Source organism: Sutcliffiella horikoshii, from assembly GCF_002157855.1.
Lineage (GTDB): Bacteria > Bacillota > Bacilli > Bacillales > Bacillaceae_I > Sutcliffiella_A > Sutcliffiella_A horikoshii_C.
The window spans coordinates 1,356,935-1,379,711 of record NZ_CP020880.1; the positions used below are offsets into that span (position 1 = coordinate 1,356,935).

Annotated in this window: 20 protein-coding genes and 1 other annotated feature; of the genes, 13 read left to right on the forward strand and 7 right to left on the reverse strand. The window is 39.6% G+C overall.

Annotated elements, in window-relative coordinates:
* Nucleotides 1-8 precede the first annotated feature (8 nt).
* A complete protein-coding gene (gene trpS / locus B4U37_RS07055; protein ID WP_088020202.1) occupies nt 9-1,001 on the reverse strand; it encodes a tryptophan--tRNA ligase in 993 nt (330 codons plus the stop codon).
* 220 nt (nt 1,002-1,221) lie between these two features.
* Nucleotides 1,222-1,437: a binding site (T-box leader), on the reverse strand.
* Nucleotides 1,438-1,479: 42 nt separating this feature from the next.
* Nucleotides 1,480-1,857, reverse strand: coding sequence for a DUF3899 domain-containing protein (locus B4U37_RS07060; protein WP_157663735.1), 378 nt, complete (start codon nt 1,855-1,857; stop codon nt 1,480-1,482).
* Between the two features lie 345 nt (nt 1,858-2,202).
* On the opposite strand from B4U37_RS07060, the gene B4U37_RS07065 reads away from it, so the two are divergent.
* The 6 genes from B4U37_RS07065 to B4U37_RS07090 all read left to right on the forward strand — a co-directional run bounded on the left by B4U37_RS07065 (nt 2,203) and on the right by B4U37_RS07090 (nt 9,902).
* A complete protein-coding gene (locus B4U37_RS07065; RefSeq protein ID WP_088017657.1) occupies nt 2,203-3,891 on the forward strand; it encodes a peptide ABC transporter substrate-binding protein in 1,689 nt (562 codons plus the stop codon).
* A 155-nt stretch (nt 3,892-4,046) separates the two neighbouring features.
* Complete coding sequence (gene opp3b, locus B4U37_RS07070; RefSeq protein WP_088017658.1) at nt 4,047-4,976, forward strand: oligopeptide ABC transporter permease; 930 nt, start codon at nt 4,047-4,049, stop codon at nt 4,974-4,976.
* The gene (gene opp3C, locus B4U37_RS07075; protein WP_088017659.1) at nt 4,976-5,986 is read left to right on the forward strand and encodes an oligopeptide ABC transporter permease; all 1,011 of its coding nucleotides are present in this window, start codon (nt 4,976-4,978) and stop codon (nt 5,984-5,986) included. Before opp3b ends, opp3C begins: the two co-directional genes overlap by 1 nt.
* Before the next feature lie 22 nt (nt 5,987-6,008).
* Nucleotides 6,009-7,088, forward strand: a complete 1,080-nt coding sequence (locus B4U37_RS07080; RefSeq protein WP_088017660.1) for an ABC transporter ATP-binding protein — start codon at nt 6,009-6,011, stop codon at nt 7,086-7,088.
* Nucleotides 7,078-8,022, forward strand: coding sequence for an ABC transporter ATP-binding protein (locus B4U37_RS07085; RefSeq protein WP_010191986.1), 945 nt, complete (start codon nt 7,078-7,080; stop codon nt 8,020-8,022). The genes B4U37_RS07080 and B4U37_RS07085 overlap by 11 nt, the downstream gene beginning before the upstream one ends.
* 665 nt (nt 8,023-8,687) lie before the next feature.
* Entirely contained in the window at nt 8,688-9,902 is a 1,215-nt protein-coding gene (locus tag B4U37_RS07090) for a putative glycoside hydrolase (RefSeq protein ID WP_088017661.1), read from the forward strand.
* A 48-nt stretch (nt 9,903-9,950) separates the two neighbouring features.
* Here B4U37_RS07090 and B4U37_RS07095 read toward each other — a convergent pair whose 3' ends face one another.
* Nucleotides 9,951-10,136 (reverse strand): hypothetical protein, encoded by a 186-nt coding sequence (locus B4U37_RS07095; RefSeq protein WP_088017662.1) that lies wholly within the window; start codon nt 10,134-10,136, stop codon nt 9,951-9,953.
* 170 nt (nt 10,137-10,306) lie between these two features.
* Here B4U37_RS07095 and B4U37_RS07100 point away from each other — a divergent pair, with 170 nt between their 5' ends.
* The 6 genes from B4U37_RS07100 (at nt 10,307) to B4U37_RS07125 (ending at nt 15,401) form a co-directional block, all read left to right on the forward strand.
* The gene (locus B4U37_RS07100; RefSeq protein ID WP_088017663.1) at nt 10,307-10,882 is read left to right on the forward strand and encodes a GNAT family N-acetyltransferase; all 576 of its coding nucleotides are present in this window, start codon (nt 10,307-10,309) and stop codon (nt 10,880-10,882) included.
* 125 nt (nt 10,883-11,007) lie between these two features.
* Nucleotides 11,008-11,451: a MarR family winged helix-turn-helix transcriptional regulator gene (locus B4U37_RS07105; protein WP_244951487.1), complete on the forward strand. Its 444-nt coding sequence runs from the start codon at nt 11,008-11,010 to the stop codon at nt 11,449-11,451.
* A gap of 167 nt (nt 11,452-11,618) precedes the next feature.
* Nucleotides 11,619-12,581 (forward strand): ABC transporter permease, encoded by a 963-nt coding sequence (locus B4U37_RS07110; RefSeq protein WP_088017664.1) that lies wholly within the window; start codon nt 11,619-11,621, stop codon nt 12,579-12,581.
* Nucleotides 12,565-13,521, forward strand: a complete 957-nt coding sequence (locus B4U37_RS07115) for an iron chelate uptake ABC transporter family permease subunit (RefSeq protein ID WP_088017665.1) — start codon at nt 12,565-12,567, stop codon at nt 13,519-13,521. Before B4U37_RS07110 ends, B4U37_RS07115 begins: the two co-directional genes overlap by 17 nt.
* On the forward strand, nt 13,509-14,267 hold the full coding sequence (locus B4U37_RS07120) for an iron ABC transporter ATP-binding protein (protein ID WP_088017666.1): 759 nt from the start codon (nt 13,509-13,511) through the stop codon (nt 14,265-14,267). Before B4U37_RS07115 ends, B4U37_RS07120 begins: the two co-directional genes overlap by 13 nt.
* Before the next feature lie 165 nt (nt 14,268-14,432).
* Nucleotides 14,433-15,401 carry a siderophore ABC transporter substrate-binding protein gene (locus tag B4U37_RS07125; protein WP_088017667.1) on the forward strand — a complete coding sequence of 323 codons (969 nt, stop codon included), beginning with the start codon at nt 14,433-14,435 and terminating at the stop codon, nt 15,399-15,401.
* 98 nt (nt 15,402-15,499) lie between these two features.
* On the opposite strand, the gene B4U37_RS07130 is transcribed toward B4U37_RS07125, so the two are convergent.
* The 3 genes from B4U37_RS07130 to B4U37_RS07140 are packed head-to-tail and all read right to left on the reverse strand — an operon-like array spanning nt 15,500 to nt 20,553.
* Nucleotides 15,500-16,231 (reverse strand): SGNH/GDSL hydrolase family protein, encoded by a 732-nt coding sequence (locus B4U37_RS07130; protein ID WP_157663736.1) that lies wholly within the window; start codon nt 16,229-16,231, stop codon nt 15,500-15,502.
* A gap of 23 nt (nt 16,232-16,254) precedes the next feature.
* Complete coding sequence (locus tag B4U37_RS07135) at nt 16,255-19,323, reverse strand: efflux RND transporter permease subunit (RefSeq protein ID WP_088017669.1); 3,069 nt, start codon at nt 19,321-19,323, stop codon at nt 16,255-16,257.
* 9 nt (nt 19,324-19,332) lie between these two features.
* Nucleotides 19,333-20,553 (reverse strand): efflux RND transporter periplasmic adaptor subunit, encoded by a 1,221-nt coding sequence (locus tag B4U37_RS07140; RefSeq protein ID WP_088017670.1) that lies wholly within the window; start codon nt 20,551-20,553, stop codon nt 19,333-19,335.
* A 565-nt stretch (nt 20,554-21,118) separates the two neighbouring features.
* Between B4U37_RS07140 and spxA the strand changes: the two genes are divergently transcribed.
* Nucleotides 21,119-21,517, forward strand: a complete 399-nt coding sequence (gene spxA, locus B4U37_RS07145; protein WP_010191975.1) for a transcriptional regulator SpxA — start codon at nt 21,119-21,121, stop codon at nt 21,515-21,517.
* A 238-nt stretch (nt 21,518-21,755) separates the two neighbouring features.
* On the opposite strand, the gene B4U37_RS07150 is transcribed toward spxA, so the two are convergent.
* A complete protein-coding gene (locus B4U37_RS07150) occupies nt 21,756-22,418 on the reverse strand; it encodes a TerC family protein (RefSeq protein ID WP_088017671.1) in 663 nt (220 codons plus the stop codon).
* Nucleotides 22,419-22,777: the final 359 nt, after the last annotated feature.

A 22,777-nucleotide genomic window follows, 5' to 3' on the forward strand; every position in this document is an offset into this window, starting at 1 on the left:
ATTTGTGATTATCGGCGTTTACGGCCTAGGCCCATCGCGTTTTCAATTTTCTTAAGTGTTTTCATGGCAACTCGGTTTGCACGTTCGGCACCTTCATCAAGAATGGCATCAAGTTTGTCTGATTCAATAAGATCATTGTACTTTGTTTGAATAGGTTCAAGAGCGTCGACTACCACTTTTGCAAGGTCACCTTTAAAGTCCCCATATCCTTTTCCTTCATATTGAACTTCCAATTCCTCAATCGTTTTGTTGGCCAAGATGGAATAGATAGAAAGTAGATTGGAAACTCCAGGTTTGTTTTCTTTATCATAACGAACAATTCCTTCAGAGTCGGTTACTGCACTTTTAATTTTCTTCTCAAGTTGCTTCGGTGTATCCAATAAGGAAATAAAGGACTTTAAATTTGGATCAGATTTGCTCATTTTCTTTGTTGGCTCTGTTAGTGACATGATTCTGGCACCAACCTTGGCAATTTTGACTTCTGGAACAGTCAAAATCTCACGGTATTTCTTATTAAAGCGTTCTGCAAGGTCTCTTGTCAATTCAAGATGTTGTTTTTGATCTTCTCCGACGGGAACAACATCTGTGTTGTAAAGTAGGATATCAGCCGCCATTAATGGTGGATAAGTAAGTAATCCCGCAGTTACCGCTTCCTTACCAGTTGATTTATCTTTAAATTGTGTCATTCTTTCTAATTCCCCGATATAGGCAACGCATTGCATCATCCATCCAAGTTGAGCGTGCGCAGGTACTTCGGATTGAATAAAAAGTGTTGCTTTTTCTGGATCAAGGCCGATCGCGAGGTATAAAGCAGCTAGCTTTCTGATGTTTTTGCGAAGCTCCTGTGGTTCTTGTTGAACTGTAATTGCATGTTGGTCCACGATACAGAAGTAACTGTTATAGTCGTTTTGCAGTTCGACAAACTGCTTCATTGCTCCGATGTAGTTACCAAGCGTTACATTCCCACTTGGCTGAATTCCTGAGAAAATTGTTTTCATAATCATGCTCCTCTTTTTTAAAGTAGTGATTTGGAAATCTTGTATAAATTTATTAGTTGATTGTAGTGGAAGGCGCGCAGACTCCCTCGGGAAGAAGGGACAGGGGAGAACCCACAGGCGAAGCCGAGGCGGCTCCCGGACCGCCCGCGGAAAGCGAAGCGCCTGGAACGGAAATCAACGGTTAAACTTTAAAGGAAATACAAAAAGGCCCATTCATCCCTAAAAAAGGGACGAATGGACCGTGGTACCACCCTTATTATTTCACACAAAATTGCAGAAATCACTTAACCTTGTAACGTAAGGATACGTCACAGCCTACTAATAGGTTCAGCCATGAAGCTCAGAAGTCCATTCCTAAACGTTAGCTGTTTGTTCCCACCAACCACAAACTCTCTAAAAAACTAAGCTGTTTAGTACTATTCTCCATCATTGCTTTTAATAAATAAATATTCTTTTATTATAACCATTTCAATGGAAAATATCAACTATTGTAATACATAAATAACGAAATCAACATACAAAGGAACAACAACATGGACGCTGTAAAAATATGCTGTGTGGATAGTGGTTGTAATAGTTCCGATGGCGGTCTCATTTCATTTCTAATATCTTGCTCTAACTCCTTGTCAGGTTGCGTGGATGCAAAGATTCTCCTGAAACTATAAGTTATACCGTCAAAAAAACCTTTTTGGACCACTAGTGTGAATAAAGAAATAAAAATAAAGATACTGGAAATGGTAAAGGATGTATTAATGAAGTTCAGCAAGTTAATTCCCCCATAATATATCCAACTTGTGCCGAATGTTGCTAAAAGTAAAATTAAGAAAAAGACGAGTGAAGATTTAATGGAAATATTCATGCTTCCTCCTACGTACGAAGTGTAAAGTTTAGTCATCTAAATTGTATTGTAATAAAATGAATAGAATAAGACAAATATAAAGAAACTATAAAAGGAATTACTTGTAAAAGTACAAAGGAAAAATAGTTGTAACAATTGTAATATATTTGCAATATTGAGTGAGTTGATAATGAAATATTCATAGGACTTTAGAACCATTTTTGTAATGAATATGCTTGAAAAATCAGTATTCTGTAAAATTAACGTTAAATTTATGAATGCACAATGTTTAGAAAACTTGTATAATAAAAATCGTTACCTCGAAACACAACAATTTTCGACATAATTTTTTAGGGGGTTAAGTAAATGAAAAAGTCAAAATATTTACTTCTTTTAGCGCTTACACTTGTACTTAGTGCTTTCTTAGCTGCATGTGGCGGCGGAAATTCAGCGCAAAACAATGGAGGACAAGGGGATACTCCACCAGCAGGTGAAGGAGAACCAACAGGTCCACAAGTACTTAACGTAGTTGATACTGCAGAGATTCCAACAATGGATTCCGTACAAGGTACTGATGCAGTAGCATTCAACGTTATGAACAACGTTTTTGAAGGGCTTTACAGACTTGGAGAAAATGATGAAGTAGTAGAGGGTGTTGCGAAAAGTCATGAAGTATCCGAAGACGGTCTTACTTATACTTTCACGTTACGTGAAGATTCCGTATGGTCCAATGGTGAGCCTGTAACAGCAAATGACTTCGTTTTTGCTTGGCAGCGTGCTGTAGACCCGAACTCTGGTTCTGAGTATGGTCCATATATGATGAACGGAAAAATCAAAAATGCTACACAAGTTTCTGCTGGTGAATTACCACTGGAAGAGCTTGGAGTTAAAGCAATTGATGAATATACTCTTGAGGTAACACTTGAGCAACCAGTTGCTTACTTCGAATCTTTAATGACATTCCCTACGTTCTTCCCACAAAATCAAAAGTTCTTGGAAGAACAAGGTGACCAATATGCATTAGAAGCTGACACTCTAATCTACAACGGTCCATTCACTTTAGACAGCTGGGAGCATGAAGTTGGCTGGACAATGAAGAAAAATGCTGACTATTGGGATGCAGAAACAGTAAAACTTGATGAAATCAACGTTAAAGTTGTTAAAGAAGTTTCTACTGGTGTTAACTTATACACTGCACAACAAATTGATATCTCTCCTGGTTTAACATCTGACTTTGTAACTCAGTACAAAGAAGATCCAGACTTGATTTCTTACCTAGAGCCTACTATTTTCTGGTTTAAATTTAACCAAACGAAAAACGAAGCTTTAGCGAATGTTAACATCCGTAAAGCAATTTCTATGGGCTTCAATAAGCAAGACATGGCTGATTATGTATTGAACAACGGTTCTATTCCGGCAAACTACTCTGTACCTGTTGAATTTGTTCAACACCCTGAAACAGGAGAAGACTTCCGTGAAAAGAATGGCGATATAAATGCATTTGATGCAGAAAAAGCTAAAGAGCATTGGCAAAAAGGTTTAGAAGAATTAGGTATGGACGCTGTTACAATTGAAATCCTTGGTGGAGACACTGAAACAGCGAAAACTATGCAAGAATATCTTCAAAACCAATTGCAAGAAAATCTTCCAGGTTTAACAATCAAGTTGAAAGAAGTACCATTTGCTCAACGTCTAGATTTAGATGCAGCAATGGACTATGACATGCAGCTTGCTGGATGGGGTCCAGACTATCTTGATGCGATTTCTTTCTCTAATCTTTGGATTACAGATGGTGGAAACAACAAGATGGGTTACTCCAACGAAGAGTACGATAAGCTGTTGAACGACGTAATGACAACGTATGCGAACGATCCTGTAAAACGTTTTGAGGCGATGCAAGAAGCAGAAAGAATTCTTCTTGAAGAAGATGCTGCAATTGCTCCGATTTACCAACGCGGTACAACAAGACTTTGGAAGCCTTACGTTCAAAACGTATACCGTCACAACTTCGGTCCTGACTTCAGCTACAAATGGGCTTACATCAGCGGTAAATAATATTATACTGATATAAAAATAATTCTTTTAAAATAGAGAAAAAGAGAGTATATTTGAAACATATACTCTCTTTTTCCCTGTAAGTAAATTGTCGAATTTTAGGGAAAATTATAAACAATTAGAATTCGGCGCATTATTTTTTAGGAGGTGCAGAGATGACAAAGTACTTGTTGCAACGTATCTTATATATGTTTATCACCTTATTTTTAATTGCCTCATTTACATTCTTCTTGATGAAGATGATGCCAGGTTCCCCATTTACGATGCAAGACAAACTGTCAGAAGCACAAAAAGCAATTCTAAATGCCAAATATGGTCTTGATGACCCAATGCCTGTACAATATTTGAAATATCTCGGAAGCCTAGTTCAAGGAGATCTTGGTATTTCATTTCAATATGATAACAGAAGCGTTACGAGTTTGATTATGCAGCGTATTGGTCCATCAGCTCAACTTGGGTTCCAAGCAATGTTCTTTGGTACAATAATCGGAATATTCTTGGGTGTTATCGCTGCATTAAGACAAAACACATGGGTTGACTACGGTTCAACAATTATGGCCGTTCTTGGTAAATCGATTCCTTCCTTCGTTTTCGCAGGCTTACTACAATACTGGATCGGCGTAAAGCTCGGCTGGTTTCCAGTTGCGTTCTGGTCAGGATGGGAATTCACGGTATTGCCAACGATTGCACTATCCATGTTCCCAATTGCAATTTCCGCACGTTTCATGCGTACAGAAATGATTGAGGTATTAGGCTCAGATTACATTACTCTGGCACGTGCTAAAGGTGCTACAAATTTTGATATTGCTGTAAAGCATGCATTAAGAAATGCTTTAATTCCAGTAGTAACGGTTCTTGGACCGTTGGCTGTAAGTTTGATGACAGGAACACTTGTTATTGAGAAAATCTTCTCAATCCCAGGTCTTGGAGAACAGTTTGTCCGTTCCATTACTACAAACGATTATCCAGTCATCATGGGAACGACATTGTTCTTTGCTGCACTTTTCATTGTCATCGTTCTTGTAGTTGATATTCTTTATGGAATTATCGACCCGCGTATTCGCCTGGCAGGAGGTAAGAAATAATGAATAACAACAATTTTGATAAACTGCCTAAGGAATTATTCCAACCGGCGGTACAAGACCCTAGTAAAAGTGAAAAAATAGCTAAACCTAGTTTGACCTATTGGCAAACTGCCTGGTTGCGCATTAAGAAAAATAAAGCCGCTATTGCTGGAGCTGTTATTCTAATCGTCATTGCATTTCTCGCAATCTTTGGCCCATTTATGAATAATCACGGTTTTAATACTCAGGATGTAACACAGGGTAATCTCCCTCCTAAAGTTCCTGGTATCGAGAACCTTGGTATCTTGGATGGAACAAGAGATGGAGTCGACGTTTACGAGCAACGTGGTATAACAGATTATTATTGGTTCGGTACCGACAGTCTTGGACGTGACTTATGGACACGTGTTTGGACAGGTACGCGTATTTCCCTATATATTGCTCTTTTAGCAGCATTCATTGATATGGTAATCGGTGTTGCTTATGGTGGAGTTTCAGGTTTTTACGGTGGACGTACAGATAACATCATGCAACGTATCATCGAGGTTTTAGTTGGTATTCCAAACTTAGTAATTGTTATCTTAATGATTCTCGTACTTGAACCGGGGATTATAGCGATTACCATTGCATTAACCATAACCGGTTGGGTCGGAATGGCCAGGGTCGTCCGGGGGCAGGTTCTTAAGCTCAAGAGCCAAGAATATGTCCTCGCATCCAAAACGCTCGGTTCAACCAATAACCGAATCATATCGAAACACTTACTGCCGAACGTGGTGGGAGTAGTCATCATTAATACGATGTTCACAATTCCAAGTGCTATCTTCTTCGAGGCATTTCTAAGCTTCATCGGACTAGGCTTGAAGCCACCTATGGCATCACTTGGTACGTTAATAGACGATGGATTTAAATCCTTGCAAATCTTCCCGCACATCATGGTTTTCCCGGCAATTATCATCAGTTTATTGATGATTGCTTTCAACCTTGTTGCGGATGGATTCCGTGATGCATTAGATCCTAAAATGAAAGACTAGTTATAAAGGCAGGTGAATGACAGTGGAAAAAATACTTGAAGTGAAAAACTTACATGTTTCTTTTGATACTTTCGGGGGAGAAGTTAAGGCTATCCGTGGTGTGGATTTTGATTTGAAAAAAGGTGAAACGTTGGCGATTGTGGGTGAATCCGGGTCAGGAAAATCCGTAACCACAAAAACTGTTATGCGTTTATTACCTAAGCATAATTCCAATATTAAACACGGTGAAATCTTATTTGACGGTAAAGACTTAGCAAAGCTTTCGGACAAGGAGATGCAGAACATCCGCGGAAAAGATATCTCAATGATTTTCCAGGATCCAATGACTTCCCTAAATCCGACAATGACTGTTGGTAAACAGATTATGGAAGGAATTATTAAGCATCAGAAACTTAGCAAAAGCGCCGCTGCAGAAAAAGCAATCGATTTGCTTCGTCTTGTAGGGATTCCAATGCCAGAAGAACGTTTTAAGCAGTATCCCCACCAATTTTCTGGCGGGATGAGACAAAGGGTTGTTATTGCGATCTCACTTGCATGTAACCCAAAAGTATTGATTGCAGATGAACCTACTACTGCACTGGATGTTACCATCCAAGCACAGATTCTGGATTTAATGAAAGACCTTCAGAAAAAAATAGATACATCCATCATTTTTATTACACATGACCTTGGCGTTGTAGCAAACGTTGCAGATCGTGTAGCTGTTATGTATGGTGGCCAAATCATCGAAACGGGAACAGTGGATGAGATCTTCTATGATCCACGCCACCCTTACACTTGGGGATTATTAAGCTCCATGCCTGATTTGGATCTAGGTGATGAAGATGAGCTTTATGCGATTCCAGGTTCACCACCTGATTTGTCTGATCCACCAAAAGGAGATGCATTTGCTCCTCGAAACGAATTCGCAATGCAAATTGATTTGGAAATGGAGCCGCCAATGTTCCAAATTTCTAAAACGCACTTTGCGAAAACGTGGTTATTACATGAAGATGCACCGGCAGTAGAACCACCACTTGCTGTTCAAAAGCGTCAACGTCTCATGCCACAAAACTTCGAAAAGCCTGTTTTGGTAAAGGACGGTGGAAACAATGGCAACTAATGAAAAGTTAGTGGAAATTCGCAACCTAAAGCAATATTTTAATGAAGGAAAGCCGAACATGGTAAAAGCAGTAGACGGCTTGAATTTCGATATCTATCGCGGTGAAACGCTTGGACTTGTTGGAGAGTCGGGATGTGGGAAGTCCACAACAGGCCGTACCATCATACGCCTTTATGATGCAACAGACGGAGAAGTACTCTTTGAGGGCGAAAACGTTCACGGCAAAAAGTCTAAGAAAGACTTGTTGAAATTCAACCGCAAGATGCAAATGATCTTCCAAGATCCTTCTGCATCCTTGAACCCTCGTATGACGGTTGCCGACTGCATTGCAGAAGGAATCGACATTCACGGATTGGCGAAGTCGAAAAAGGAACGTCTTGCTCGTGTGCATGAACTACTAGAAACGGTTGGTTTAAATAAAGAGCACGCCAACCGTTATCCACATGAGTTCAGTGGCGGGCAGCGCCAACGTATCGGTATCGCTCGTGCATTAGCGGTGGAACCGGATTTCATCATTGCCGATGAGCCGATTTCTGCATTGGACGTTTCCATTCAGGCACAGGTTGTCAACTTGATGAAAAAGCTTCAAAAGGAAAAAGGGCTAACGTACTTGTTTATCGCCCATGACCTTTCCATGGTGAAATACATCTCCGACCGTATCGGAGTAATGTATTTTGGTAAGATTGTTGAGCTTGCTGATAGTAACGAGCTTTATAATAATCCAATTCATCCGTACACAAAATCTTTATTGTCCGCGATTCCTCAACCAGATCCGGATTCTGAGCGCAGCCGTAAGCGTTTTGCTTACGATCCAGCATCCCATGGCTATGCCAAGGATGAGGAGTTAGAGTTGCGTGAAGTACGACCAGGACACTTTGTCTTGTGTTCCGAAGCGGAGTTTAAAAAGTATCAAGCTGAGTATGCAGGTAAATAAGTTTTCTAGAAACCGATTCCTCGATTGTGGGGGTCGGTTTTTTTGTGGATGAGTCTAAACTCCCAAAGCTTTTACGAAAGAGGCAGAAGTGTCTAATAGAACGGTTCTATATGACCGAAGCTCGGTGGGTAGAGGGGGAAAAGTCTAATGGAAGGTTCTATACGACCGAAGCTCGGTGGGAAGAGGGGGAAAAGTCTAATAGAGCGGTTCTATACGACCGAAGCTCGGTGGGAAGAGGGGGAAAAGTCTAATAGAGCGGTTCTATACGACCGAAGCTCGGAGAAAAGAGGCAGAAAAGTCTAATAGAATGGCTCTCTATTACCGAAACTCCTCCACCAAAGCCAAATCGGTAACAGAGAAGCTGTCTCTCCGCCCGAAACTTCTCGGCCAAAGCTAAAACGGTAACAGAGAAGCCGTCTCTCCGCCTGAAACTCCCCCACATAAGCTAAAACGGTAAAAGAGAAGCCCTCTCAACACCCGAATCCCCTCAACAAGAAACAAAACGGTAACAGAGAACCCTTCCTGCAAACTCTCATCACTCTCATCACCCACTACCACTCTAGTACTCTCGAATTATTTTGAAGGAAATTGTTGAAAAAGGTAAAAAAACAACGATTTTCCAGTATAATAGAGATAGCATATAAGAGAAGGGATTTTGAAATGAAATGATGAAAAAAATGATTGGTGGTCTGGTGGCTGCAGTCGGAATTTTCGTATTAGGTGGAACGCTAGTACAAGCAGAAGGGGAAGAAGTACTTCAAGCGGCACAACATGCAACAAAAAAGGTGGAAATGCAAACACGCGAGCTGCCAATATCGATTGCGAGATTTGCGTTTGACTCAGGATATACTTTTACATATCCAGATGCAGTTAGAGGGATCTATGTAACAGGTCATTCAGCAGGTGGGGAAAGATTTCCACGCTTACTAGATCTATTGAACAAAACAGACCTTAACGCAATGGTTATTGATATTAAGGATGATCATGGGTATCTGACTTACATACCGGAGGAGGAAGACTCCCCATTCATGGACATTGCACAGCCTTATATTAAGGACCCTAAAGAAATGATGAAAACCTTGGAAGAAAATGAAGTTTACCCGATCGGTAGAATTGTAGTTTTCAAGGATACTGTGCTAGCGAAGAAGCGCCCGGATTTATCTTTTCAAGAAAACGGTAAAGTATGGGTGAACGGTCGTGAAGAGGCATTTGTCAGTCCTTTCTTAAAGGAAGTTTGGGATTACAATGTAGACATTGCGATTGAAGCAGCGAAAATGGGCTTTCAGGAAATACAGTTCGACTATGTGCGTTTCCCGGAAGGTTTTGAAAATAGAGACACAAGTCTTGAATACACCTATGGGGAGTACAAGGACCTCGATATGGACAATGTTCAAAAGCGAGTGGAAGCGGTAACGGATTTCGTGGAGTATGCACGTGAGCGATTAGAGCCCTACAATGTGCAAGTGTCCGTGGATATCTTTGGTTATACAGCAACTTTGCCAGAAGCACCTGGAATCGGTCAGAACTTCAGCCGCATCTCAGAACACGTGGATGTTATTTCATCCATGATCTATCCAAGCCATTGGACAGCTTATTTCGGAATTGAAAAACCGGATACGGAGCCATATAAGCTGATTGCCGAATATTCTAAGCTAGAAAACGCCAAGCTGGATGAGCTGGAAAATAGACCGGTATCAAGACCGTGGATTCAGGACTTCACAGCAAGTTGGCTTGGAGCAGGGAATTATATTCCATATGGACCAAAAGAAGTGGAAGATCAAATCCGTGCACTAAACGAAAATGGAATAGATGAATACCTGATTTGGAATGCAGGTAACAGCTATACAGAAGGACTAGACTTTACCCCACTTAATGACTGAGTAAAAAGATAGAAAAAAAGCTGCCAATCATCTGGCAGCTTTTTTCTGTTATTTCTTTTTCCCTCCGACACTCTTCCAACCAGCCTGCATGCTTGCGGACTTATCAAAGCTTTCCGTGCCTTTTTTTCCTCCAAAAAGCTTTTCTCCGATACCGTTTGTCAGTACGCCCATAACGGCGGTAATTCCGATGACTAATATAGCCACGATGGTAAAATCAATAAAATATTCGATCAAAACCACACATCCCCTTTGTCTTATGTAATCGTATACAAAAAACAATCATACTCTTATTGTATGGTATGTTTAATAGAAAAGAAAGAGGGTATATTAACACTGAGGTCTGTTCAAATTTGTTATACTTAAAGTGTACATAGAGATAAAACGAAAGGGGAGTTTATTACGGAATGAATTGGTATGAGAAGTTAAATCAGTATTTTCCAGTAGAAGAGATGAAATCCAGGGAGCATATGGAGCTTCTTTTAAAAGAAAGAGGGGACATTTATCATAAGGATGAAGGGGAGCATCATGTATTAATGTATGTGGAGCTTGATAACTTTATTTTCATCGACTACTTGTTTGTTTCAAAAGATGCTAGAGGTTTGGGGCTTGGACATAAGTTGCTAGACAAAATGAAGGAAAAAGGCAAGCCGATTATTTTAGAAGTGGAACCTGTTGATTATGAAGACACAGACACGGAAAAACGACTCCGTTTTTATAAAAGAGAAGGGTTTGAACATGCCACATCAATCGGTTATAGACGTCGTTCTCTTGCAACAAATGAAGTGAATGCAATGGAGATCCTTTATTGGTCACCGACGGATGCAGGGGAAGAAGCGATCTACGAGGGAATGAAAGCTACATACGAGCAAATTCATACATATAAAGATAAAGAACTGTACGGTGAATCATATGATAAAGTAGACAAAGTACTTACTTATGATGAAGATGATGATAATGAGGATATATTGTCTAAATTGTAAAATATCGTTTAAATTATTAAAGCTAGATAGAACCATTACCCAAAGGTAGTGGTTTTTTTAACGAGAAATACTTGCATAAACAAGTATTTTTAGATAGAATAAAATCGCTGAGAGGAGTTGAAAAGGTGAAACCTGAAAGTAACTATAAGTTAGATGATTCGATAGGTTATAAACTTTTCCATGCATCAAGACTAATGAATAATCGCATAAACAAATATTTTAAAGAGAATAATTTTCCTGTCACGTATGAACAATGGCAAATACTGAGTAGGTTGTATGAGAGGGACGGACTTACGCAAAATCAAATTGCAGAACTAAATGAGAAAGATCAACCAAGTGTTTCTCGTTTAATCGTGAACATGGTAAATAGGGGATTGGTAACACGGTCACCACATCCTTCAGATGCAAGGATTAATATTATTAAACTTACAGAACAGGCAAAAGAGTCGGAGCAGGAGCTTAAGATCCTTGCGAACCAAACGATTCAGGACGCAACGAAAGGGATAAATCCTGAAGATGTGGAGAAATGCCTTAGAATGCTTGATCAGATAAGAGCAAATCTTCAATAAAAATGTTTGTTTAAACAAGTAATAGGCTGTTGGTTATTAGTTGTTTAAACAAGTATTTTTATACATTAAGAACTTATAAAGAGATAAATACTTTTAGGCTTATTTTTTTTTAATCGCCATTGAGAATGATTATCTATTTCAAATACAGTGTAGGGAAGGAAAGCATAATGAAGAAAAGGTATCTGTTTATTTTGCTAATAACATTATCATTTATCTCTTTATTTGTTGGGGTAACTGAAATTCAACCTTGGAAATTGTGGCAGGGAATAAGTGAACAGCAACTCCAGATTCTCTTGCTTAGTAGAATTCCGAGACTGCTAAGCATTATTATCGCCGGAATTGGAATGAGTGTTTGTGGCCTGATTATGCAGCAGCTGACTAGGAACAAGTTTGTCTCACCAACCACTGCTGGAACAATGGACTCTGCAAGACTTGGAGTGTTAGTTTCCCTCCTGCTTTTTTCTTCTGCTGGAATGTTACTAAAGGCCTCCATTGCTTTTATCTTTGCACTGGCAGGGACGTTTATTTTTATGAAAATTTTAGACAGGATAAAGTTCAAGGATGTTATTTTCATCCCGCTAGTGGGGCTAATGTTCGGAAGTATTGTAGGCTCCATCACTACATTTTTTGCTTATAAATATGACCTTATTCAAAATATGTCGTCTTGGTTGCAGGGGAATTTCTCCCTAATTATTAAAGGAAGATACGAGCTGCTTTACATAAGTATTCCATTGCTTATCATTACATATTTTTATGCAAACAGGTTTACCGTTGCAGGTATGGGAGAAGATTTCTCTATTAATCTAGGATTGCCGTATAAAAAGGTAGTAAACATTGGACTTGTCATTGTGGCAGCTGTGACATCTATCGTCATCCTGACAGTAGGAATGATACCATTCCTTGGGCTGATTGTGCCAAATATTGTGAGTATCTTTCGGGGAGATCATCTAAAAGAGAATCTGCCATACACTGCAATGATTGGAGCAATCTTTGTCCTTTCATGCGATATTCTCGGTAGAATTATCATTTATCCTTACGAAATACCAATCGGTCTTACTGTCGGAGTAATAGGTAGTGCGTTATTTCTTTATCTTTTGTTTAGGAGAAGTACATATGAAGCTAAAGCATAAGATTTATCTATTGATTGGTTTACTAGTATTCTCAGTTTCTCTTTTTTTATTTTATGATCTTGGTTCAAGTTGGGAATATGCACTTCCAAGGAGAGCTACGAAAGTACTGGGGATAATACTTACTGGGGGATCCATTGCTTTTTCCACCGTTATTTTTCAAACAATTACTGGTAATAGAATATTAACGCCAAGCATTATCGGACTTGATTCTCTTTATCTGCTTGTCCAGACATTTATTATTTTCGCATTCGGTTCTGCAAGCTTTATAACAGTTAACAAGGAAGTGAATTTCCTCCTTTCGGTGTCATGCATGGTATTGTTTGCCATACTCCTTTATAAGTTCCTTTTTAAAGGCGAGGGACGAAATATCTATTTCCTGCTTCTGGTGGGGATAGTTTTTGGAACGCTGTTTGGCAGTCTATCTACATTTATGCAGGTACTGATTGATCCGAATGAATTCATGCTTGTTCAGGATAGGATGTTTGCAAGCTTCAATAACGTCAACACGGAACTTTTGATTGGTTCAATTATTCTTCTAATTGGCATCGGGCTTTATGTATCTCGTTATTTGAAATATTTAGATGTACTGGCGCTTGGAAGGGACCAGGCCATCAATCTTGGAGTACCGTATAATTTTATTGTGCAAAGGTTTTTAATTATCATTGCCATACTTGTTTCCATAGCCACTGCTTTGGTTGGGCCAATAACATTTCTAGGATTACTTGTAGCAAATATAGCGTATCAATTTATGAAAACTTACCGTCATACATACTTATTGACTGCCTCCATTCTTATAAGCATCGTAGCGCTAGTGGGGGGACAACTGATTGTGGAACGAGTATTCACGTTCTCCACCACCTTAAGTGTCATCATCAATTTTACAGGCGGTGTCTATTTTATTTATCTGTTATTAAAGGAGAGTAAATCATGGTCGAAGTAAAAAACCTAACGAAAAGCTATGGAAACAAAAAAGTGGTGGATCAGGTAAGCACTACAGTGAAGAAGGGGAGCATCACTTCCTTTATAGGCCCTAACGGTGCAGGTAAAAGCACCTTGTTGTCCATGATGAGCAGGCTGATAGAAATGGATTCCGGTGAAGTTTACGTAGATGGAGAGAATATAATCAAACAAAAAAGCAATATCTTAGCAAAAAAGTTATCCATTCTAAAACAGTCTAACCATATGCCAATTCGTTTGACAATAAGGGAGCTTGTCAGTTTTGGAAGATTTCCTCATTCGCAAGGTAATTTGACTGCAGAAGATTGGAGAGAGGTAGATGCAGCAATTGCGTACATGCAACTGGAAGAAATGCAGCATAAATTTTTGGACCAGTTAAGCGGAGGGCAAAAGCAACGTGCATTCATTGCCATGGTAATTGCGCAGAACACAGAATATATCCTTTTGGATGAGCCGTTGAATAATCTGGATATGAAGCATTCTGTTCAGATAATGAAAGTATTGAGAAGGCTCGTTGATGAAACGGGGAAGACCGTCATTATCGTAATTCATGATATTAACTTCGCATCTGTTTACTCTGACTATATCGTAGCATTGAAGGATGGAAAATTAGTAAAGCAAGGTAAAACAGAAGACATCATTAGAGAAGACATTTTAAAGGAAATCTATGATATTGAAATTAAAGTAAAAGAAATAGACGGAAAAAATATTTCTATTTATTTTTCATAAGGAGGAGAAGATATGCAAGCTTACAGGAATGCTATCCCTTGATGGACTTCTCTGGAACTGGCGCCACCTTTTTGTAAGAAGACTATAACAGATGCAAAAAGGAGTTCATTAGAGAATATAATCATCATTTGTAGCTTTATCCAAATATTTCATGAGGTGAAGGAAATGAAGAAGAACCTATCCATATTATTTTTAGCTTTCTTATTATCTTTAGTTGCCGCTGCGTGCGGTACAAATAATAATGCAACAAGTGGAACCGAAACTGCTTCAGCAGAAGAGAAAACTACCGGGAATACAGAAACGATGACTATTGAACATCAATTAGGAAAAACAGATATCACGAAATCGCCTAAAAATGTTATTGTGTTCGACTTTGGAATATTGGATTCCCTGGACAAATTGGGAGTGAATGTTTTAGGAGTTCCTCAAGCGAACATACCTCATTACTTATCAAAATATGAAGACGTAAAATATGAGAATGTGGGAAGTTTGAAGGAGCCGGATTTTGAGAAAATACATTCGCTTGAGCCAGAGTTAATCATCATTTCCGGCAGACAAGCGGAAGCATATGAGGAACTCTCCAAAATTGCTCCAACAATTTTTATGGGAGTAGATACAACTGATTACCTTCCTTCTTACAAAGAAAATATGACATTACTTGGAGAGATTTTCAGTAAAGAGTCCGAAGTTGCTGAGGAATTGTCTCAAGTGGAAGAATCTATTAAGGCATTAAAAACAAAAGCAAACGCTTCCGGAAAGAACGCATTAATTATTCTTGCAAATGAGGGTAATATTAGTGCTTATGGTCCTGGCTCCCGTTTTGGTATCATTCATGATGAGTTTGGACTAACACCTGTGGATAATGGGATAGAAGTATCGACGCATGGACAAAACGTTTCTTTTGAGTATATTCTTGAAAAGAACCCGGATTACTTGTTTGTCATTGACAGAGGGGCTGCAGTAGAAGGAGAATCAAGTGCCCAATCGTTATTAGATAACGATATCATCAAACAGATAAATGCGAGTAAAGATGGGAACATTGTGTATCTTGATCCTAACTACTGGTACTTGTCAGGTGGAGGCCTTATTTCTGTTTCGGAAATGGTCAAGGAAATCGAAACAAGCTTAGAATAAGTGGTGCAAAATATTGTACTAAGATGCTAATATAAGTGAAAAACGAACTCCACCCTAAACTAGAGGCAAGAAGCTACTAGTTTAGGGTGGAGTTTCATTTATTCTTGGCGGATTTCGTATGCTTTTCTAATCAGCTGGGTAATTTCTGTATATCCTCTATCATTCGGATGTATGTCGTCCTTCGCGATATGCGTCCACTCCAATGCTTTCCCCTCAAACGCTTCATAGGGGTCAATAACCAGTGTGTTGGATTCATCTCCGTACTCCTCAATAAAGCCATTAAACAAAGGAGCATATTTAGCGCCAAGGTCGGTCAATTCATGACCTTCAGGATAAGGATTATAGAGTCCTAAAAGAATGATAGTGGCATCAGGATTCAGTTTACGTAACAACTTATAGGTCTCCTGATAAGTCCTCTTCAAAATCTCCATTCGAACATTTAGTGCTGACTCTTCCTCACTCTCAGGTACAGAACGGATGGTTTGTAAGAAGTCATTCCCACCGATGGAAACCGAGATCACTCCAGCTGTTTTCAAACGGTTTTGCAAGGCCTCATCCGCATTCAACAATGCCAATAAGCCTGTAGAAGAAAGACCGGGAATCCCATAATTCTCTACGTCCACATTGTTTTTCTCACGTAAATATTTCGTGAATTGAGGAACAAAGCCGTGAATGCGTAAATAGTTTTCTTCTGATGATCCAAGACCTGCAGTTAATGAATCTCCAATGGCGATATAAGTAATTTCACCAGGAGATTCAGCAGTTGCGGGAGGATAGATAAGAAAACTTGATACAATCAGCATGGCAACCAAAATCCATTTATTCAGCATGTTAATCATCCTCCCGCAAATTTTTAGGCATCTAGCTTTTCTAACTTCTTAAGCTTTCTTTTTTCCTTAAATTCATCAAACAGATAGTAAACAACCGGTATTAAAACTAACGTAATAATGGTTGCAAAACTTAAACCGAATACGATAACAATCGCCATCGGCTGCTGAATTTCCATCCCTTCTCCAAAGCCCAAGGTTAACGGAATCAAACCGAGAATGGTAGTAAGAGCAGTCATAAAGATTGGGCGTAAACGAGTTGGTCCTGCTATAAGAATAGCTTCCCAAGTTGTTTTACCATCACGTTTCATCATATTTACATAGTCGACAAACACGATGGCGTTATTGACGACGATCCCGGTCAAAATAAGCATTCCGACGAGGGAACCAACACCAAGCGGTTGTCCGGTGACGAGAAGGCCGGTAATGATTCCAATAACCGTCAGCGGTACGCTGAACATAATGATAAATGGATAGAAGTAAGATTCAAACTGTCCTGCCATGACCATATAGACAAGAACAACGGCAAGGGCGAGGGCACCTCCGAGTTTGAAAAAGGCGTCATTCATTTGTTCATCCTGTCCGCCAATCGTTATTTTATATTGATTGTTTGGAATGTAGATGTTTTCCTTCAATGTTTGTTCCACATCATCAATGACGCTTCCAAGATCCCGGTTCACAATATCAGCATTAACCGTAATCTCACGGTTTCTGTTTGTGCGATTAATCTGACTTGGACCTTGGCCTCGTTCAACAGTTGCCACTGCTTGAAGAGGGATGTTTTCACCAGTAGGTGTATTGATCAGCAATTTTTCCAAATCTTGAATGGAAGCTGTATACGTATCTTCAATCGTTAATCGGATATCAAGTTCAGCCCCGTCACGAGCCATTCTTGATGCAACAAGTCCTTTTGTGGCATTTGAAACGGCAGAAGCGATCTGTGCACTACCAATTCCAAACTGACTTGCTTTGACTCTGTCAATATCTACGACAATCTCGGGATTACCTTCTGTATAGTTAGAAGAAGGTTCCCTGATCCCATCAATTTCAGTAAGAAGCTCGACTGTCTCATCCGCCATACCTTTCAGCGTGGTCAAGTCAGGTCCTGTAATACTTAGGGATACAGGATTTTGAGAAAAACCAGAGTCCCCGGAAGAAAGGGAGATGTCAGCACCAGGGATATTCTCAAGCTTCTTCCTGATTTCGTCTCCTACAAGTTTGTCAGAGCGGCTCCGTTCTGTTACAGGTGTCAAAAGAATGCTGTAGTTCGCCCGGTTTGTCTGAGTACCTGCTGAAACCGAGAAGTTGTCTGTTCCACCGACAGTCACAAATGCCAAGTCAATATCCTTAATATCCGACAACCTCGAATCAATTTCTTCCATCACATCATATGTAGCATCAAGCGAGCTCCCGTCAGGTAAGCGTACGGTCATGGAAATGAAACTTTGATCCTGCTGAGGCAAAAACTCTTTTCCGATAAAAGGGATACCAATTAATGAAATCAGAAACAAAATGACGATAGTGGTTACGGTCTTCTTTGGATTCCTTAGTACCTTTTCCAAAATAGAACGGTACCAATTGGTGAATCCGGTAAATCTCTCTTCAAAACGAGAAGTGTTTGTATTTACTTTTAATAGTAGAGATGAGAATAACGGAACAATGATTAATGCTGTGAACAAAGAGGCGAGCAACGAGAACGAAACCACAAGTGCTAATGGTTTAAATAATTGTGCAGCCAAACCGTCCACAAATACGATTGGTAAGAAAACGATGACGGTGGTCAAAGTGGAAGCGATGATTGCAGGGCCAACTTCACTAGTTCCTTCAATTGCCGCATCTTTCATGGAATAACCTTTTTGTCGTAAACGATATATATTTTCCAATATGACAATGGCGTTATCCACCATCATCCCAATTCCAAGCGCGAGTCCCCCTAGAGTCAGAAGATTTAACGTTTGACCGCTAAAGTACATGAAGATAAAGGTTGCGACGATGGAAACAGGTATAGAAAATAAAATGATAAGCGTACTGCGTATGTTTCGTAAAAAGAAAAACAGAACTAGTGCAGCCAATAAACTACCAGCAATCATGTTGGTGGTCACGGCGCGAATGGATTGTTCGATAAATTGACTTTGATCAAATATCGGCTTTATTTCGACGCCTTCAGGTAAATTTTTTCTGATTTCTTCTAACTTTTCTTCAATATTGTTTGCAACAGTAACCGTATTGCTTCCTGACTGCTTCAATATCGACATTCCTACTGCAGGTTCTCCATTCAAGTAGCTTAGCTGCGTTGTCGGTTGCAGGGTTTCTTTTACTTCACCGAGCTGATCGAGTTGGATGACCCCTTTAGGAGTAGGAATCGGAAGCGTTTGGATGTCATAAATGGAGGCATATTCTCCGGTAATCCTTATTGGAAGATTTTGATTTTGATCTGTTAGTGAACCACCAGGGAGGTTTAAGTTTTCGGCAGCGATAATTTGTTGTAATTGATCAATAGATACATCAAAGGAAGAAAGAGCATTCGGATCCAACGTTATCCTCACTTCATTTTCTGCTCCGCCTTCCACTGAAATGGACGCAATTCCATCCACACTGCTTAATTGGGGCTCAATATCTTGTTCCGCCAACTGCTTCGCTTTGGTCATTTCTCCAGATGGATCTGTGATGGCAAGTTGCACAATTGGCAGGTCACTTGGATTGAAGCGGAGAACCCTAGGCAGATTAGCACCTGAAGGAAGGAAGTCGCGAACAGAATCAATCCGCTCCCTCATATCCAAGGAGGCGAAATCCATATTCGTTCCCCAGGTAAAAGACACGAGAACAAGTGAGCCTCCTGTACGCGAAATGGAGGTAACAGATTCCACATTCGGCAAAGTGCTCATTGCATCCTCAAGTGGAGAAGATATCAAGTTCTCGATCTCTTCAGGACCAGCCCCCTCATAGGTGGTGGTTACCGCTACAATAGGAAAAGTTAATTCAGGAAACAAGTCCACCGGCATACCGCGCATGCTGACGGCACCAAGGATTAACATAAGTATGATCACCATTGACATTGCAATGGGACGTAATACAGAAAGCTTCGCAATTTTCATCTAATAGGTTCACTCACTTTGTTCGGTTATTTCTGCACCGTCTTTTAATCTTTCTTTTCCGTTTACGGCTACTTTCTGGCCTTTAGAAACTCCTTCAAGGATCTGCATAAATTCATTGTCACGGAAACCAGTTTGAACATCTTGTCTTACCGCTTTATTTTCTTCAATGACATATACATAAGGATTTTCCTCTTCATATAAAATAGCGTCCATAGGCACAACAGTTTGCGCTTCAAGGTTATCAACGGCTACAAATGCAGTGGCCCTCATTCCGCCTTTAATCTCTAATTCTGTATTGCTGACAGGAATGGTGACTGAAAACATGTTTGTCTGCTGGTTAACTGTGGGAGAGACTGTCTCTATTTTGGATTCAAACGAATCTGCCAATCCCTCAAAGGAAATAGTCGCATCTTGCCCTGCTTTCAATTTACTTACTTGATAACTATTCACTTGGAAAGTTGCAGCTATATTGTCTAACTGTATAATCGTTCCAATTGGAACATTAGGAGAAGCAATTCCATCGTTGACTACATTTAATTCAGAAACAATTCCATCAATTGGGCTTGTAATCGAAGTAGCATCTGCCATTTGCTGCGCTTGCTTAAGCCCTTGTCTAGCCTGATTCAGCTGAGCTTCGATTTCCATGGTGTTGAAGGTAGGCATTTGTTGGACTTGGCTCGCAGCTGTCGCTAGTTGCGCCTGTTTGACCATCACATCGACCGTGCTTTGAACCAAATCAAGCGATGTAACAGCCCCTGTGTCAACGCCATCCAAAAGAGCCTGAGATTTTTCTAAACTTTGGTTTAATTCGTCCTGCAACTTGGGTATATCAGAAAGAGAGGCCTGATTTTCAGCTGCCTCTTGCATTTCTTTCATTTTTGAAAGGGCATTTTCCAGTTCTGTTACTGCGCTTTGAGCCTGTGTTACTTGTTCGTTCGCAGCTTCAGAATCCAATGAAACGATTACATCGCCCTTTTTTACTATATCTCCAATTTTTACATGAACAGATTCAACGGTAAGGGGGGAGGTAGTTAGGAGTGGTACTTGTGTTTCCGGTACAGCCAGTCCGACCAATTCGATCGTGTTGCTGATGTTTTTTTCCGTAACTTCAGCAATCGTAACAGGAATCTTATTGGACTCTGTATTCTGGCTTGTAATCTCTTTTTGACTGCAAGCGGTTGAAAATAAGAGTACGAACATGGCAGGAAGCAGCCAATATTTTTTCAACATATATCACCTCATACTTATCTTGTCTAATTATAAAACTAACATGTATTACAAACCCTTACAAATCCTAACTATCTAAGGGCAATCGAATCAACATAATTGTTACTACTTTGTGAACATACAAAAAAATATCAAAACTAATTTCATATAAATGAAACCTTCTAGGACAACCAAACGTCTGAATAGATGTAAGCCAAGTAATTACTAAAATTATTTAAACTTATTATAAGATTTCCCCCTGTAGATTGAAGTGTAAGGTGTGAGACTCCAGCGGGGAGGTAACGGTAGATTGAGACCCCACAGGCGAAGCCGAGGAGGCTCAAACACCGTCCCGCGGAAAGCGAACACCTGAAACGGAAATCTACAGGGCGTTAAAGCAGTGAAAATTTGAACATGCTGTGACAACTTGTCCGACTTTTAAAATACTATACCTTTTCAGTCGGAAATCGTGTATAATAAACAATAGAGATTACTTCTTTAGAGTAATTTCAAATTGAGAGCGATTCACAATTAGAAACGTTCAGCATGTTCTTTCGAATAATACTAGATAAAAAGGAGAGGAAAGTTCATGGTAACCCTATATACATCTCCAAGTTGTACTTCTTGTCGTAAAGCAAAAAATTGGTTAGAAGAACATAACATTCCATATACAGAAAGAAATATTTTCTCTGAATCCTTATCGATTGATGAGATTAAAGAGATCTTACGAATGACGGAAGACGGGACAGATGAGATCATCTCAACTAGATCTAAAATCTTCCAAAAACTGAATATAAATGTGGAAGCAATGCCACTTCAAGAATTATATTCCGTTATAAAAGAACACCCTGGTCTTTTAAGAAGACCTATCATCATAGACGAAAAACGACTACAAGTAGGGTACAACGAAGATGAGATTCGTCGATTCTTACCAAGAAAAGTAAGAACCTTCCAATTAAGAGAAGCACAACGATTAGTGAACAGCTAATATAAACAAAAAACTTCTACATGCATCATCGCATGTAGAAGTTTTTTTATTCCTACAAGTTCTATAGTCTACATTTTCTATAATCTACTTATTGATTGGAGTGCAAGGTGTGAGACTCCAGCGGGGGAGAAACGGTAGCTTGAGACCCCGCAGGCGAAGACGAGGAGGCTCAAGCACCGTCCTCTGGATAAGCGAACACCTGGAACGGAAATCAATAAGGGTTAAAGCAGCAACTTACTTATCGTATTTTTAAAAACTGTCTTTTATATAATCCAGTAAAAACCAACATGCCCAATATCAACACATACGGAAAAAACATTTGCCAATCACCCTCAGGAAGCATAACAGCAACCCTAGGTTCAAAAATAATCATCTTTCCGGCCGTATAACACAAAATGCTTGCTCCAAAATAGATAATTATAGGATATTTCTCCATTGCCACTAATATAATTTTACTCCCCCATATAATTATTGGTATGGAAAAGACCAGGCCAATGATTACCAAATAAAAATTACCATGTGCAGCACCTGCAACAGCCATAACATTGTCTATTCCCATCACAATATCGGCAATCACAATTGTTTTAATAGCAGCACCAAGGGAGTTCCTGCCCTCAACAATCGTTTCGTTTCCTTGATCGAGGATTAATTGTGCTGCTATATAAACCAATAATACCCCTCCGATAAACTGAAGGAACGGAATAGCCAAGAGGTAGACGGCACAGATGGTGAGTAAGATTCTGCATACAATCGCGAGAAGTGTCCCGATTATGATTGCTTTGTTACGGTGTCGCTCTGGAAGATTACGACATGCCAGTGCTATCACAATGGCATTATCTCCTCCGAGCACAATATCAATGCCAATGATGATTAGTATGGAAGTTATCAGTTCCAGCTCCACTTTATCGCCCCTTCTTGTCCCAGTCCTCTATAAATATAGTGGTTAAGAAGAGAGATTATGACTGAAAAAATGGATTCAGGAGTTAGCCGGGTTAGTATCATTTTATTGGATAGGCATTTTAACGATTTTTTAAAATGTGAGCATTTTTGTTTCCATTCTTCCTTTTTTTATCATAAAATAAAAGTACAAGTATCACTCTTGATAGTAAAATGTTCTTTTAATATGCTGCGGTCATGGTCTAGCTTTAAAGGCTAGGTACTTGAGGTCATTACTCATCTCTGAACAGGGATGTATAACAATCTATGTTTTGCTTAAATGGACCGGAACCAGCCGCATTTGCTCATCTTTGCATAGATCTT

Bases quoted from the DNA above. Each gene is read 5' to 3' on its own strand.
- opp3b (WP_088017658.1), top strand. From the start codon at position 4,047: ATGACAAAGTACTTGTTGCAACGTATCTTATATATGTTTATCACCTTA.
- B4U37_RS07140 (WP_088017670.1), bottom strand. From the start codon at position 20,553: ATGTTGAAAAAATATTGGCTGCTTCCTGCCATGTTCGTACTCTTATTT.
- opp3C (WP_088017659.1), top strand. From the start codon at position 4,976: ATGAATAACAACAATTTTGATAAACTGCCTAAGGAATTATTCCAACCG.
- B4U37_RS07125 (WP_088017667.1), top strand. From the start codon at position 14,433: ATGAAGAAGAACCTATCCATATTATTTTTAGCTTTCTTATTATCTTTA.
- B4U37_RS07135 (WP_088017669.1), bottom strand. From the start codon at position 19,323: ATGAAAATTGCGAAGCTTTCTGTATTACGTCCCATTGCAATGTCAATG.
- B4U37_RS07115 (WP_088017665.1), top strand. From the start codon at position 12,565: ATGAAGCTAAAGCATAAGATTTATCTATTGATTGGTTTACTAGTATTC.
- B4U37_RS07060 (WP_157663735.1), bottom strand. From the start codon at position 1,857: ATGAATATTTCCATTAAATCTTCACTCGTCTTTTTCTTAATTTTACTT.
- B4U37_RS07130 (WP_157663736.1), bottom strand. From the start codon at position 16,231: ATGCTGAATAAATGGATTTTGGTTGCCATGCTGATTGTATCAAGTTTT.
- spxA (WP_010191975.1), top strand. From the start codon at position 21,119: ATGGTAACCCTATATACATCTCCAAGTTGTACTTCTTGTCGTAAAGCA.
- B4U37_RS07065 (WP_088017657.1), top strand. From the start codon at position 2,203: ATGAAAAAGTCAAAATATTTACTTCTTTTAGCGCTTACACTTGTACTT.
- B4U37_RS07120 (WP_088017666.1), top strand. From the start codon at position 13,509: ATGGTCGAAGTAAAAAACCTAACGAAAAGCTATGGAAACAAAAAAGTG.
- B4U37_RS07090 (WP_088017661.1), top strand. From the start codon at position 8,688: ATGATGAAAAAAATGATTGGTGGTCTGGTGGCTGCAGTCGGAATTTTC.
- B4U37_RS07085 (WP_010191986.1), top strand. From the start codon at position 7,078: ATGGCAACTAATGAAAAGTTAGTGGAAATTCGCAACCTAAAGCAATAT.
- B4U37_RS07100 (WP_088017663.1), top strand. From the start codon at position 10,307: ATGAATTGGTATGAGAAGTTAAATCAGTATTTTCCAGTAGAAGAGATG.
- B4U37_RS07110 (WP_088017664.1), top strand. From the start codon at position 11,619: ATGAAGAAAAGGTATCTGTTTATTTTGCTAATAACATTATCATTTATC.